At 71.2% G+C, this 12628-nt stretch carries 12 protein-coding genes; 8 read left to right on the top strand and 4 right to left on the bottom strand.

What is annotated here, in order from left to right; all coding sequences use genetic code 11:
* Nucleotides 1-67 precede the first annotated feature (67 nt).
* The 4 genes from ACFWPI_RS19650 to ACFWPI_RS19635 all read right to left on the bottom strand — a co-directional run bounded on the left by ACFWPI_RS19650 (nt 68) and on the right by ACFWPI_RS19635 (nt 4979).
* Nucleotides 68-1288 carry a DUF2510 domain-containing protein gene (locus ACFWPI_RS19650; protein WP_380376137.1) on the bottom strand — a complete coding sequence of 407 codons (1221 nt, stop codon included), beginning with the start codon at nt 1286-1288 and terminating at the stop codon, nt 68-70.
* 128 nt (nt 1289-1416) lie between these two features.
* Nucleotides 1417-2205, bottom strand: coding sequence for a 3-oxoacyl-ACP reductase (locus tag ACFWPI_RS19645; RefSeq protein ID WP_380376138.1), 789 nt, complete (start codon nt 2203-2205; stop codon nt 1417-1419).
* Nucleotides 2206-2211: 6 nt separating this feature from the next.
* Nucleotides 2212-3588 carry an aldehyde dehydrogenase family protein gene (locus tag ACFWPI_RS19640; RefSeq protein WP_380376140.1) on the bottom strand — a complete coding sequence of 459 codons (1377 nt, stop codon included), beginning with the start codon at nt 3586-3588 and terminating at the stop codon, nt 2212-2214.
* Between the two features lie 5 nt (nt 3589-3593).
* Complete coding sequence (locus ACFWPI_RS19635; RefSeq protein WP_363378760.1) at nt 3594-4979, bottom strand: glutamine synthetase family protein; 1386 nt, start codon at nt 4977-4979, stop codon at nt 3594-3596.
* Between the two features lie 152 nt (nt 4980-5131).
* Between ACFWPI_RS19635 and ACFWPI_RS19630 the strand changes: the two genes are divergently transcribed.
* The 8 genes from ACFWPI_RS19630 to ACFWPI_RS19595 all read left to right on the top strand — a co-directional run bounded on the left by ACFWPI_RS19630 (nt 5132) and on the right by ACFWPI_RS19595 (nt 12591).
* The gene (locus tag ACFWPI_RS19630) at nt 5132-5860 is read left to right on the top strand and encodes a gamma-glutamyl-gamma-aminobutyrate hydrolase family protein (protein WP_380376142.1); all 729 of its coding nucleotides are present in this window, start codon (nt 5132-5134) and stop codon (nt 5858-5860) included.
* A 155-nt stretch (nt 5861-6015) separates the two neighbouring features.
* On the top strand, nt 6016-7083 hold the full coding sequence (locus ACFWPI_RS19625; protein WP_380376144.1) for a cation diffusion facilitator family transporter: 1068 nt from the start codon (nt 6016-6018) through the stop codon (nt 7081-7083).
* Nucleotides 7084-7141: 58 nt separating this feature from the next.
* Nucleotides 7142-8044 carry a 5'-3' exonuclease H3TH domain-containing protein gene (locus ACFWPI_RS19620; RefSeq protein ID WP_380376191.1) on the top strand — a complete coding sequence of 301 codons (903 nt, stop codon included), beginning with the start codon at nt 7142-7144 and terminating at the stop codon, nt 8042-8044.
* A 116-nt stretch (nt 8045-8160) separates the two neighbouring features.
* A complete protein-coding gene (locus tag ACFWPI_RS19615) occupies nt 8161-8913 on the top strand; it encodes a DUF6879 family protein (protein WP_380376145.1) in 753 nt (250 codons plus the stop codon).
* Nucleotides 8910-9752 carry a helix-turn-helix domain-containing protein gene (locus ACFWPI_RS19610; RefSeq protein WP_380376147.1) on the top strand — a complete coding sequence of 281 codons (843 nt, stop codon included), beginning with the start codon at nt 8910-8912 and terminating at the stop codon, nt 9750-9752. Before ACFWPI_RS19615 ends, ACFWPI_RS19610 begins: the two co-directional genes overlap by 4 nt.
* Nucleotides 9753-10357: 605 nt before the next feature.
* The gene (locus tag ACFWPI_RS19605; RefSeq protein ID WP_380376148.1) at nt 10358-10600 is read left to right on the top strand and encodes a DUF397 domain-containing protein; all 243 of its coding nucleotides are present in this window, start codon (nt 10358-10360) and stop codon (nt 10598-10600) included.
* Nucleotides 10601-10822: 222 nt separating this feature from the next.
* Entirely contained in the window at nt 10823-11116 is a 294-nt protein-coding gene (locus ACFWPI_RS19600) for a hypothetical protein (protein WP_380376150.1), read from the top strand.
* Between the two features lie 167 nt (nt 11117-11283).
* Entirely contained in the window at nt 11284-12591 is a 1308-nt protein-coding gene (locus ACFWPI_RS19595) for a Tat pathway signal protein (protein WP_380376151.1), read from the top strand.
* Nucleotides 12592-12628: the final 37 nt, after the last annotated feature.

Here is a 12628-nt window from a genome sequence, read left to right as displayed (position 1 = left end):
CCCGGAGAGTGCTCTCCGGGTGGGCCGCCGCCGTGTGAGGAGCGGGTGGCTCAGGTGCTGGTGCCGCTCAGGTGCTGGTGCCTCCGGTGCCACCGGTGGCGCCGCCGGGGAGCCCGCCGCCCGGGAGGGACGGCAGCTTGCCCTTGAAGTCGGCGATGCCATTGACGATGGTGTCCATCAGGCCGACGTCCGGCGCCTTGTCGGCGATGTCGAAACCGAAGTGCACGGAGATCAGCGACTTGCCGTCGGTGGACGGGAAGACCACCGTCTGCACGTAGCCGTTGTTGCCCTTGGGCGCGTCGACCTTCCAGCGGACCAGGTAGCCGTCCTGGCCGTTGACCTTGACCGCCTCGGACTTCAGCTCCTGGTGCCCGGTGATGGCGCCGTACGAGTCCTTGGCCGCCTTCTCGATGTCGGCCTTGGCGGCCGCCTGGGCGTCGGTGCCGCCGCCGTCGATCCGGCCGGTGGTCACCCCGCCGAGGCTGCACAAGCCGTTGCCGTCCGGACACTGGTACGAGCCGACGACGACCGAGGCGTAGCCGTCGTTGGTGTAGCCGCCCTGCCAGCCGGAGGGGACGGGCAGGGTGAGCCCGTTCACCAGGTCGATCGCGTTGCCGGCGCCGGGCCTGGCCTTGCCGCTGCCGCCGTTCCCGTTCCCGCCGCTCCCGCCGTTTCCACCGGGCCCGCCGTTGCCACCGGTCCCGTTGCTGCCGTCGCCGCTACCGCCGTTGTTGTTCCCGCCGTTACCGTTGTTGCCGTTCCCGTTCCCGCCGTTCCCGTTCCCGCCGTTCCCGCTGCCGCCGTTCCCGTTGCCGCCGAGGCCCGGGAAGCCGTTCCAGGGGCCGTTCTCGCCGTTCGGCACGGCCTGCCGGGCGCTGCGCTGCGGGCGGTTGTCGCTCTGGCCGTCCATCGCCAGGAAGGTGATCCCGGAGCCGGTGCCCAGGCCGAGCAGCGCCGCGACGGTGGCGGCGATCATCATCGGGGACGGCCGGCGCCGGGGCTTGCGCGGCGGCGGTGCCTCGGAGCCGTAGGCGGTGCCGAAGGGCGGCGGCTCCGGGTAGCGGACGGTCGGCCCGCTGTCCAGCACCTCGCCCTGCAGCACCGTGGGGTCGCCGGCCGGCCCCGGCCCCGGAGCCCCGGTCGCCGGGGGCACCGGCTCCGGGGCGTCCGAGGGTGCGGGCCGGGTGCTGGCCGTCCAACCCCTGCCGTCCCACCAGCGCTGCGGCCTCGGGTCGCCGCCGGTGTCCTTCGGGTCCGGGTACCACCCGGCGGGAATCTGCTCGCTCACAACAGAGAATCTAAAGGCACGCGGATAAGCGCGAAATCAGCGCGGCCTCGAATTCCGGTGGTTTTCGATGAGATTACGGTGAGAAGGGGCGCGACGGGCACTCTCAGGACCGTCGGGCACGCCCAGGGCTACAGCGGGGTCACGTAGGCGCCCGAGATGCCGCCGTCCACCAGGAACTCGCTCGCCGTGATGAAGGACGAGTCGTCGCTCGCCAGGAAGGCCACCGCGGCGGCGATCTCCTCGGCCCGGGCGAACCGGCCCAGCGGGATGTGCACCAGTCGGCGGGCCGCCCGCTCCGGGTCCGTGGCGAACAGCTCCCGCAGCAGCGGGGTGTCCACCGGCCCCGGCGACAGCGCGTTCACCCGGATCCCCTCCCGGGCGAACTGCACGCCCAGTTCCCGGGACATCGCCAGCACCCCGCCCTTGGAGGCGGTGTACGAGATCTGCGAGGTGGCCGCGCCCATCCGGGCCACGAAGCTGGCCGTGTTGATGATCGAGCCCCGCCCGTGCCGCCGCATGTACGGCAGCGCGGCCTTGCAGCACAGGTACACCGAGGTCAGGTTGACCTCCTGGACCTTGCGCCAGGCGTCCAGGCCGGTGGTCAGGATCGAGTCGTCCTCCGGCGGCGAGATGCCCGCGTTGTTGAACGCGACGTCCACGCTCCCGTACGTCTCGTACGCCTCGTCGAACAGCGCCTCGACCATGTACGGGTCGGTGACGTCGGTGTGCACGAACAGGCCGCCGACCTCCTTGGCGGCCGCCCGCCCGGACTGCTCGTCCAGGTCCGCGCAGACCACCTTCGCGCCCTCCGAGGCGAGCCGGCGGGCGGCCGCCAGGCCGATCCCGCTGCCGGCCCCGGTGATCACGGCGATGCGGCCGACCAGGCGGCGGCACACCGGGGCGTCGTTCTCCGTCATCGGCTGCTACTCCTCGCTGTGGATGAAGACGTTCTTGGTCTCGGTGAAGTGGCGCAGCGCGTCCGGCCCCAGCTCCCGGCCGACCCCGGACTCGCCGTAGCCGCCGAACGGCGTCCAGTACCGCACCGAGGAGTGCGAGTTGACCGACAGGTTGCCCGCCGCGACGCCGCGGGCCAGCCGCAGCGCCCGGCCGAGGTCCCTGGTCCAGATCGAGCCGGACAGGCCGTAGCGGGTGCCGTTGGCCAGCCGCAGCGCGTCCGCCTCGTCGGTGAACGGCAGGACGGCGGCGACCGGGCCGAAGATCTCCTCGGTGACGGCCGGCACCTCCGGGTCGGCCGGCGCGATCACCGTCGGCGGGTACCAGTAGCCGGGCCCGTCCGGCACCGCGCCGCGGGCCAGCACCGGCAGGTCCGGGGTGACGTAGGAGGCGACCCGGCGCACCTGGGCGGCCGAGATCAGCGGGCCCAGCCGGGTCTCCGGGTCCGCCGGGTCGCCGGTGCGCAGCGCCTCGACGGCGGGCAGCAGCAGCGCCAGGAAGTCGTCGTACGCCTCGCGTTGGACCAGGATCCGGCTGCGGGCGCAGCAGTCCTGGCCGCTGTTGTCGGCGAAGGACATCGGGTCCGCGGCGCGGGCCAGGTCGGCGTCGGCGAAGACGATGCTGGGGCTCTTGCCGCCCAGCTCCAGGGTGACCCGCTTGGCCCGGGCCGCGCAGCGGGCGGACACCTCCTTGCCGACCACGGTCGAGCCGGTGAAGACGATCTTGCGGACCGCCGGGTGGTCCACCAGGGCCCGGCCGGTCGTCGTGCCCGGGCCCGGCAGCACCTGGAACAGGCCCTCCGGCAGCCCTGCCGCCAGGGCGAGTTCGGCCAGCCGCAGCGCGGTGAGCGGGGTCGCCTCGGCGGGCTTGAGCAGGACGGCGTTGCCCGCCGCCAGGGCCGGCGCGAAGCCCCAGGCGGCGATCGGCATCGGGAAGTTCCACGGCGCGATCACCCCGACCACGCCGACCGGCTCGTGGAAGGTCACGTCCAGGCCGCCGGCCACCGGGATCTGGCGGCCGGTCAGGCGTTCCACTCCCCCGGCCGCGTACTCCAGCAGGTCCCGGACGTTGCCGGCCTCCCAGCGGGCGTTGCCCACGGTGTGGCCGGCCTCGCGCACCTCCAGTGCGGCCAGTTCCGGAACGTGCACCTCGACCTGGTCGGCGAACCGGCGCAGCAGCCGGGCCCGTTCGCCCGGTGCCAGCGCCGCCCAGGCCGGCTGGGCCTTCGACGCGCGCTGGACCGCCGCGTCCACCTGCCCCGCGGTGGTGTCCGGGACGGTGGCGAGCACCTCGCCGGTGGCGGGATTGCGGACGGTGCTGACGGTGGGGTCGGTGGGGTCGGTCATCGGCCTCACATCCGTTCGAAGGATCGGTAGCGCTCCCAGTCGGTGACGGTGCCGTCGAAGGCGCACTGCTCCACCCGGGCCATGTTCAGGTAGTGCTCGACCACGTCGTCGCCGAAGGCCACCCGGGCCAGCTCGCTGTCGCCCCACAACTCCGCGGCCTCGCGCAGCGAACCGGGCACCCGGGCGTACTCCTCGACGGCGTAGGCGTTGCCCAGGCACGGCGCCGGCAGCTCCAGTTTCCGCTGCAGCCCGTGCAGGCCGGCCGCGATCATCCCGGCCACCGCCAGGTACGGGTTGACGTCCCCGCCCGGCACCCGGTTCTCCATCCGCAGGCCCTGGCCGTGGCCGACCACCCGGTAGGCGCAGGTCCGGTTGTCCCGGCCCCAGGCCACCGCCGTCGGGGCGAACGAGCCCTGGCGGTAGCGCTTGTAGGAGTTGATGTTCGGCGCGTACAGCAGGCTGAACTCGCGCAGCGCCGTCAGCTGGCCGGCCAGGAAGTGCCGCATGGTGTCGGTCATCCGGCCGTCCCGGTCGGCGAAGGCCGGCGCGCCCACCGCGTCCCGCAGCGACAGGTGGATGTGGCAGCTGTTGCCCTCGCGCTCGTTGTACTTGGCCATGAAGGTCAGCGCGCACCCCTGCTGCGCGGCGATCTCCTTCGCGCCCGTCTTGTAGACGCTGTGCTGGTCGCAGGTGGTCAGCGCGTCCGCGTAGCGGAAGGCGATCTCGTGCTGGCCGAGGTTGCACTCGCCCTTGGCCGACTCCACCACCAGCCCGGCGCCCGCCATCTCGTTGCGGATCCGGGACAGCAGCGGCTCGACCCGGGCGGTGCCCAGCATCGAGTAGTCCACGTTGTACAGGTTCGCCGGCGTCAGGCCGCGGTAACCGCCCAGCCAGGCCTGCTCGTAGGTGTCCCGGAACACCAGGAACTCCAGCTCGGTCCCGATGTCGGCCGCCAGCCCGTACTCCGCCAGGCGCGCGATCTGGCGGCGCAGCAGTTGGCGGGGGGCCGCGTCCACCGGGTGGCCGCCGTGCCGGGCCAGGTCCGCGGTCACCTGCGCGGTGCCCGGCTGCCAGGGGGTCAGCCGCAGGGTGCCGAGGTCGGGGCGCATCGCGAAGTCGCCGTAGCCGGTGGCCCAGGAGGAGAAGGCGTAGCCGTCGACGGTGTTCAGGTCGACGTCCACGGCGAGCAGGTAGTCGCAGGCCTCGGCGCCGTGCTCGACCACCTCGTCCAGGAAGAAGCGGGCGGCGAAGCGCTTGCCCTGCAGGCGCCCCTGCATGTCCGTGAACGCCAGCGCCACGGTGTGGACCTCGCCGGTGTCCACCAGCGTGCGCAGTTCGTCCAGGGTCAGCGGCGCCCGGGGCGGCACGCCCGCGGCGGCGTTCTCGGGCATGACGGAACCCTCCACGATCACTCTTCGAGTTCAAGCGGTCACAGCGAACCGTACGGCCTGCGGCGGACGGCGCGGAAGAGGGCGGACAGGTGTGGCGCGCCGACATGCGTGGTTGACGGGGGATCAGGCGGTGCGGGGGGAGAATGCCCGCCATGGATCGCAGGCCTTTCATCGGCGTCAGCACCTACCTGGTCGACGCGAGTTGGAGCAACTGGCAGGGCCGCCGGGTGGCCCTGGTGCCCGAGCGGTACACCGCATACGTCCAGGAGTCCGGCGGGATCGCGGTGCTGCTCCCGCCCGACTCCCCCGACCGCGCACCCGAGGTGCTCGCCCGGCTCGACGCCCTCGTCATCGCGGGCGGGCCCGACATCGACCCCGCCTACTACGGTCAGCCCGCCCACCCGCGCACCGAGGTCGACTCCCCCGAACGGGACCGGTGGGAGTCGGCCCTGCTGCGGGCGGCCCTGGCGGCCGGGATGCCGCTGCTGGGGATCTGCCGGGGCATGCAGGTGCTCAACGTCGTCTGCGGCGGGACCCTCGTCCAGCACCTGCCGGACGTCGTGCCGGTGGACGTCCACGGCGGCGCGGACGGCGGCTACGGGACACACCTGGTGCGGCCGGTGCCGGGGACGCTGCTCGGCGGGCTGCTCCCGGAGAGCGAGGTGGAGGTGCCGACCTTCCACCACCAGGCCGTCGACCGGGTCGGGGCGGGCCTGCGGGTCTCGGCCCACGCGCCGGACGGGACGGTCGAGGCGGTCGAGGGCCCGGGGTTCGCCCTGGGCGTGCAGTGGCACCCGGAGCAGGGGGAGGACCTGCGGGTGATGCGGGCCCTGGTGCGGGCGGCCACCGCGGCGCAGTTGGACACCGCGCTGATCGGGTAGCCGGGGCCCGCCCGCCCGGGCGGAACGGACCGCTCAACGGCAACGACAACGGTCACCAGTACAGCCTTTGGATCTTTGTCCGTTCTGCGGTTCACTTCGGGTGCAGGGCGATCGCGCCCCTCCCCTCCCCACCCGTGCGTCCAGAGAGGACTTCGATGGCCGGGCACGAGCATTCCCACACTGATCATGCGCATGACCACAAGCACGCGCACGACCACGGCGGACACCGGCACGGCGGACTCGGCGGCCACGGCGGCCACTCGCACGGTGTCGCCGCCGACGCCGACCGCCGCTGGCTGCTCAGCGCCCTCACACTCATCGTCGTCTTCATGGCCGGCGAGGTCGTCGTCGGCTTCGCCGCGAAGTCACTGGCCCTGATCTCCGACGCGGCGCACATGCTCACCGACGCCGCCTCGATCGTCCTCGCGCTGGTCGCGATGCGCCTCGCCGCCCGCCCGGCCCGCGGCGGCTACACGTACGGCCTCAAGCGCGCCGAGATCCTGTCCGCCCAGGCCAACGGCGTCACCCTGCTGGTGCTGTCCGCCTGGCTGGGCTACGAGGCCGTCACCCGGCTGTTCGAACCGCCGGAGGTCGCCGGCTCGCTGGTGCTGGTCACCGCGCTGATCGGGATCGTCGTCAACCTGGCCGCCGCCTGGTGCATGTCGAAGGCCAACCGCAGCTCGCTCAACGTCGAGGGCGCCTTCCAGCACGTGCTCACCGACCTGTACGCGTTCATCGCCACCGCCGTCGCCGGCGCCGTCATGCTGACCACCGGCTTCGTCCGGGCCGACGCGATCGCCTCGCTGGTCGTGGTCGCGCTGATGCTCAAGGCCGGCATCGGCCTGGTCCGCGACTCCGGGCGGATCTTCCTGGAGGCCGCCCCGGCCGGCATCGACCCGGACGCGGTGGCCGACCGGATGGTCGCCCAGCCGCTGGTCGAGGAGATCCACGACCTGCACATCTGGGAGATCACCTCCAACCAGCCCGCCCTGTCCGCACACATCCTCGTCACCCCCGGCGGCGACTGCCACGCCGTCCGGCGCGAGCTCCAGCGCGGACTGGCCGACGAGTACGGCATCACCCACAGCACGCTCCAGGTCGACCACGTCGGCGAAGACGCGGCCGGCGCCCTGCTCCAGATCGCCGCCCCCGGCGAACAGTCCACCGAACACTGCGCCGACGCGCACGGCCCGGTCCACCGCGCCGGCCCGCACGAGCACTGAAGCCGCCCTCCTGTCGTCGCGGTGCGGCATGATCTGACACGTGACCGCACCGCGACTGATGCTCCTCGACTCCGCCAGCCTGTACTTCCGGGCCTACTACGGCGTGCCGGACACCCTGCGCTCCCCGCAGGGCGAACCGGTCAACGCCGTCCGCGGCCTGCTGGACTTCATCGCCCGGCTGGTCCACGACCACCGCCCCGACCAGCTCGTCGCCTGCATGGACGCCGACTGGCGCCCGCAGTGGCGGGTGGACCTCCTCCCCTCGTACAAGACCCACCGGGTCGCCGAGGCGGCCCAGGACGGCGAGGAGGAGGTGCCGGACACGCTGGCCCCGCAGGTCCCGGTGATCGAACAGGTGCTGGACGCGCTCGGCATCGCCCGCGTCGGCTCCCCCGGCTACGAGGCCGACGACGTGATCGGCACCCTCACCGCCCGCGCCCAGGGGCCCGTACAGATCGTCACCGGCGACCGCGACCTGTTCCAACTGGTCGACGACGCCCGCGAGATCACCGTGCTCTACCCGGTCAAGGGCATGGGCAACCTGCAGATCACCGACGACGCGCTGCTCCTGGAGAAGTACGGCGTGCGCGGCGCCCAGTACGCCGACATGGCCGCCCTGCGCGGGGACCCGAGCGACGGCCTGCCCGGCGTCAAGGGCATCGGCGAGAAGACCGCCGCCCAACTCATCAACGAGTACGGCGACCTCACCACCATCCGCGCCGCCGCCCTCGACCTCTCCTCCAAGCTCACCCCCGCCCGCCGCCGCAACCTCGTCGAAGGCGCCGCCTACCTCGACGTCGCCCCCACCGTCGTCCGCGTCGCCCCCGACGCCCCCCTCCCCGCCTTCGACCCGGCCCTCCCCCACGAGCCGCTCGACCCGATGACCCTCGAAGACCTCGCCACCCGCTGGGGCCTCGGCACCTCCCTGGACCGCCTCCTGGAGTCCCTCGCCACCCGCTGAGCACCACACAGTGGGGCCTTTCCGCCGCCCCAGGAGAATATTCGCGAATCGGCACTCCCCTCGGGCCGGTCCCCGGGCATCCTGATTCAGCCTGACCGACGGCGAGGGGAGCGGCTGTGAGCCGACGACTGCGGTACATCGGAAGCACCTCAGGGAGCGACGGATGCCCGACGCTCTACGAGGACGTCGAAACCGGGGAGGTGCTGGTGCAGGGCGATGTCGTGACCGACCCCGACGAGATCACCCAACTCCGCAACATCAAGCCCGGCGAAGGGTTCGTGATCGTGCCCCGCGCGCTGCTCGCCGACTTCGCGCCGCGCGACGTGGACCGGGAACGCGTGCTGATCAGCTACGACAAGTTCGAGAACATGTTCAGGACCCTCCAGCACACGGCCTTCCGGCTGGAGACCCGCCGCCGGTATCGCTCCGACGAGCAGACCGAAACCTACCGCCGGTTCGCTGCCGGGCTGGCGCCCGGATGGGACCTGGACGACCCCTGGTGCCGCTCGCGCCGCGAACAGGCGGCCCTGGGCAAGCGGTTCGAGCGGGTGCGGATCATGGACAACCCGCCCACCCTGGGGCAGCGGTACCTGCTCGACAACGCCGAACGGAACAACGCCGTCGGCGAGGACACCCGGTACCTCTGGCGGGCCGACGCCGAACGCCTGGGTCTTCCGCAGGAGGACGCCTGGCTGTTCGACTCGCGCGTCATCGCCCTGCTGCACTTCGACGCCGACGACGACCTGACCGACATCGAACTGATCACCGACCCGGTGCAGGTGGCCCGCGCCTGCCAGGTACGGGACGCTGCCTGGCACTTCGCCACGCCGAGCCGCGAATTCGGCGCTGAGGTACCGTCCGCCATGTGAGCACCGACTTCCAACAAGCACGAATCGCCCTCGGTCTGCGGCTCCGTGAGCTGCGCACCGAGGGCGGTCTCACAGGCAGGCAACTGGCCGACCGTCTGGGCTGGACGCAATCCAAGGTCAGCAAGCTGGAGACCGGCCGACAGACGGCCACCCACGAGGACCTCAAGGCCTGGGCCGAGGGCGTCGGACAACCCCACACAGCGCCCGAACTGTCGGCCAGGCTACGGGCCTTCGAGTCGGGGACCCGCACCTGGCGACGGCAGTTGGCCGCCGGACACAAACCGGTGCAGGACACGCTGACCGCCGAGCACGAGCGTTCACGCGTCATGCGCGCGTGGCAGAATTCCATGATCGTCGGCATGCTCCAGACGGCCGACTACGCCCGGCACATCTTCAGCGCGTACGTCAGCCTCCACCAGTCGCCGCGCGATGTAGAGGACGCCGTTCGAGCCCGCGTCCAGCGACAGGAAAGCCTGTACCGGCCAGGCAAGCGATACCACATCGTCATGTGGGAATCCGCACTACGCGCCCTGGTGTGCCCACCGGCCGTGCTAGCCGCGCAACTTGACCGACTCAACGGTGTGGTCGGACTGGATACCGTCTCCTTGGGCATCGTGCCGTTCGAAGCCTCACTCGGGTTGCCTCCTGCCAACGGATTTTGGATTCACGACGAACGGCTTGTCATCGTCGAGGACTGGCACGCGGAGCTGTGGTTGGACCAGCCCGACAACGTATCGCTGTACCTGCGTGTGTGGGAGACGCTGGCCGGCGCGGCCGTCTACGGACCGGACGCCCACCGCATCATCACGCGGTGCCGCAGAGCACTCGGTTCTACCTGAGAATTCCCACGCACCCCAGCTGCCGGAGCTGGAATATTCGAGAATCATGCTCCCGCCGGCGAATCTCGGCCGCTTAACGTCCTGCCGATGGCTCCGATCGGCACGGGAGTTGAGCGATGATCACGAACTCGCAGCGGTTGGCGGCTGGTCCACACCTCGGTGTGAGCGTCGATACCGACCAGCAGCACTGGAAGGCGGTCGGCGATGTCCTTGCGTGAAATCGCTCTACGCGAGCCCGGCCGACCCACCGTTGATGCAGACAAGTGCCCGTCCTGCCAGTGGTTCGACGCCATGGAGCGGGAGGCCTGCAAAGCTCCGGAGAGCGTGGACCGCTCCAAGCTGACGAACGCGCGGGTCCTGCGCCTACGGCACGAGGCATCCGGAGAGTGCCTGAACCCGGATGGTGCCGGGTGCTGAGTGACGCCCCGGGAATCGTCGTCAGCGAACGGGGCTGACGGCCCGGGCGTGCGCGACCAACCCCCCGTACCGCTGACGCAGGGCGGGCCCGAGACCCCCACAGCCGGCCGTTCGGAGTCCGGCCGGTTGCGGGTGCACCACCGCGCGGGGACGGATTCCCCGCAAACGTCGAACAGGAAGGCAGCGCCATGAGCGACCTGTACGAGATCGACATCCCGGTCGGATCCGCCACCCACAAAGCCTGCGGTGGGAACCAGGGCGGGGGCGACGACGGCGAGTCGTGCATGACCCTCCGCGAAGTGCCCGGCGTGGCCGGCGGCCTCTGGATCATGGGCGACACCAAGGCCCCCAACCGGGAGCTCCGCTTCACCACGGCGGAGTTGGGCGCGGCGGGCATCGACCCGGCCCGCTTCACCACCACCGCCGCCTGACGCACACCGAACAGGCGGGCCCCGCTCCCAACGCAACTGGGAACGGGGCCCGCTCCTCATCATGGCAGGGCGCTCATGGATCACTGGAACAGGCCCGGCCTGCACTGGCATTGCTACGCCTGGGCAGGCAACAAACGACCGGACGACTCCGAACGACGACCCGCCACAGGGCAGAACGGCGTGAGACCCGAGTGGTCGAGCCCCCTTCCGCCGTTGGAGGTCATGCACTGGCTCGCCAAGTCGACGGCACAGATCAAGCTCACGACGAACGACCCGGCCGAGGCGCTGGAGTGGCTGGGCCAGCAACTCGCCGACTCCCCGGCGCTGGAGACCGACCTTGACCCGACGACCCGGCTGGAACGAGCCCGGACCTCGCTCGACACGTTCCCACACGACGTGGTGTGGACGTACTGGACCCCAGGCCAGCAACTCCGAGCGGTCTCGGCCGTGTCGTGCCCCCGAACCTTCAACCCGACCGACGAGACACCCCCACCGTGCCCGTTGCAGCGCCGCTGACCACAAGAACCCGACTGCCAGCTCCGCAATGGTCGAGCCGATTCCCCCTGCCGAGAGTTCGGGGCGAACGAAATGCGCGACTGGCACATCCCGCACGGCCTACTCCCCGACTCGGTCTGGCGGGTGATGCCGTTCTTCGAGGTCCTCGAAGAACGGCATCGGGCCCTGTGACCTCTGCGTGGGTTTCCGCCGTTGCCGACCCGCTTCAGACAATCGAGGCTGGCGAATTCGACCGCCACGCGCAGTGGGTCCGCCAGGGCGTGAAGCCTTCCGGGAACATCCCGCAGTACCCCGCCGAGGTGCTCACCAGCTGGCTGAACCGGGATGTCGCCCTGGCGACGACGGGGCTCGGGAACGAGCAACCGGACTTGTGTGACTGGGGTTTGGATACGCTGAAGGCCCTGGCGGCTCTCGGACAGATCGACGTTGACGTGGAACGCAGACAGCTCCTCCGCACGCTCACGTACTCGCTCGGGACGCTGAGCATCCCGCCCGACAACTGGTGGGAGCAGATGGCCCGAACGGAGAGTCGCGGCATCACACAACGCCGTGCCGGTCAGGCCGATGTGGATGCCGTCCGGGACGTGGCAAGGCTGTTCTCCCAGCTCGACCAGCGCCGTGGCGGCGGGCACGGGCGCACGGCGGTCGCGCAGTACCTCCTCACAGACGTCGGAGAGTTCCTCCAAGGAACCTTCTCCTCCGACCTGATTCGGCGGGACATGTTCTCCGCAGCATCCGAACTCGCCTACCTGGCCGGGTGGACGGCGTTCGACAACGGCGAGCACCCCGCCGCCCAGCACTACTACACCGTCGCCGTGAAACTGGCGGCCGAGGCCGACGACCCCGCGATGGCCGGGCACATTCTGCGCGCCATGGCTCACCAAGCGGTCGACCTCCGGAAACCGCACCATGCCGTCAGGGTCGCCGAGGCATCGATGGCCGACGACCGGTACCGGCTCGCCGGCCCTCGCGAACGGTCCCTGCTCGGCGTCGTCCACGCACGGGCCCTGGCCTCTGCGAGGCGCACTGCTGAGGCGAACGCCGCGCTGCTCCAGGCCGAACGCGATCTGTCGGCAGCCTCGCCCGGTGACGACGAACCACCCCGGGTGTTCTTCTTCGGCGAGGCTTCCTTGGCGCACGAGACCGCGTCGGTGCTACGCGACCTAGGCGACCTGGAAGGTGCAGCAAGGGAGTTCGAGCGCAGCGTCGCGACCCGTAAGGCTTCCACGTTCACCAGGACCCACGCGGTCACCCTCGGCCACCTGGGCCTCGTGAAGGCCGGGCAGCACTCCATCGAGGAAGCCTGCACCATCTGGTCCCAGTCGCTCGACGCCATGCAGACCGTCCGCTCCGCCCGCACCCGCGAGGTCGCTCTACAAATTCGCAGTGCGCTTTCGCCCTATCGCGGACGGAAGGTGCAGCACATCGACGCCGTCGACAGGCGCGCCGCCGACTATCTGGCAGCCACCATCTGACCCGCCGTTCTGGCGCGGTCCGTTCACAGGAGGGGAA

The sequence above is a fragment of the Kitasatospora sp. NPDC058492 genome (assembly GCF_042720685.1).
Lineage (GTDB): Bacteria > Actinomycetota > Actinomycetes > Streptomycetales > Streptomycetaceae > Kitasatospora.
The sequence above is the reverse complement of the archived record's forward strand: the minus strand, read 5'-3'. Positions and strand labels throughout refer to the sequence as shown.

Coding starts and splice junctions, on each gene's coding strand:
- ACFWPI_RS19600 (WP_380376150.1), top strand. CDS start 10,823: ATGCACTGGCTCGCCAAGTCGACGGCACAGATCAAGCTCACGACGAAC.
- ACFWPI_RS19645 (WP_380376138.1), bottom strand. CDS start 2,205: ATGACGGAGAACGACGCCCCGGTGTGCCGCCGCCTGGTCGGCCGCATC.
- ACFWPI_RS19605 (WP_380376148.1), top strand. CDS start 10,358: ATGAGCGACCTGTACGAGATCGACATCCCGGTCGGATCCGCCACCCAC.
- ACFWPI_RS19635 (WP_363378760.1), bottom strand. CDS start 4,979: ATGCCCGAGAACGCCGCCGCGGGCGTGCCGCCCCGGGCGCCGCTGACC.
- ACFWPI_RS19630 (WP_380376142.1), top strand. CDS start 5,132: ATGGATCGCAGGCCTTTCATCGGCGTCAGCACCTACCTGGTCGACGCG.
- ACFWPI_RS19620 (WP_380376191.1), top strand. CDS start 7,142: ATGCTCCTCGACTCCGCCAGCCTGTACTTCCGGGCCTACTACGGCGTG.
- ACFWPI_RS19640 (WP_380376140.1), bottom strand. CDS start 3,588: ATGACCGACCCCACCGACCCCACCGTCAGCACCGTCCGCAATCCCGCC.
- ACFWPI_RS19625 (WP_380376144.1), top strand. CDS start 6,016: ATGGCCGGGCACGAGCATTCCCACACTGATCATGCGCATGACCACAAG.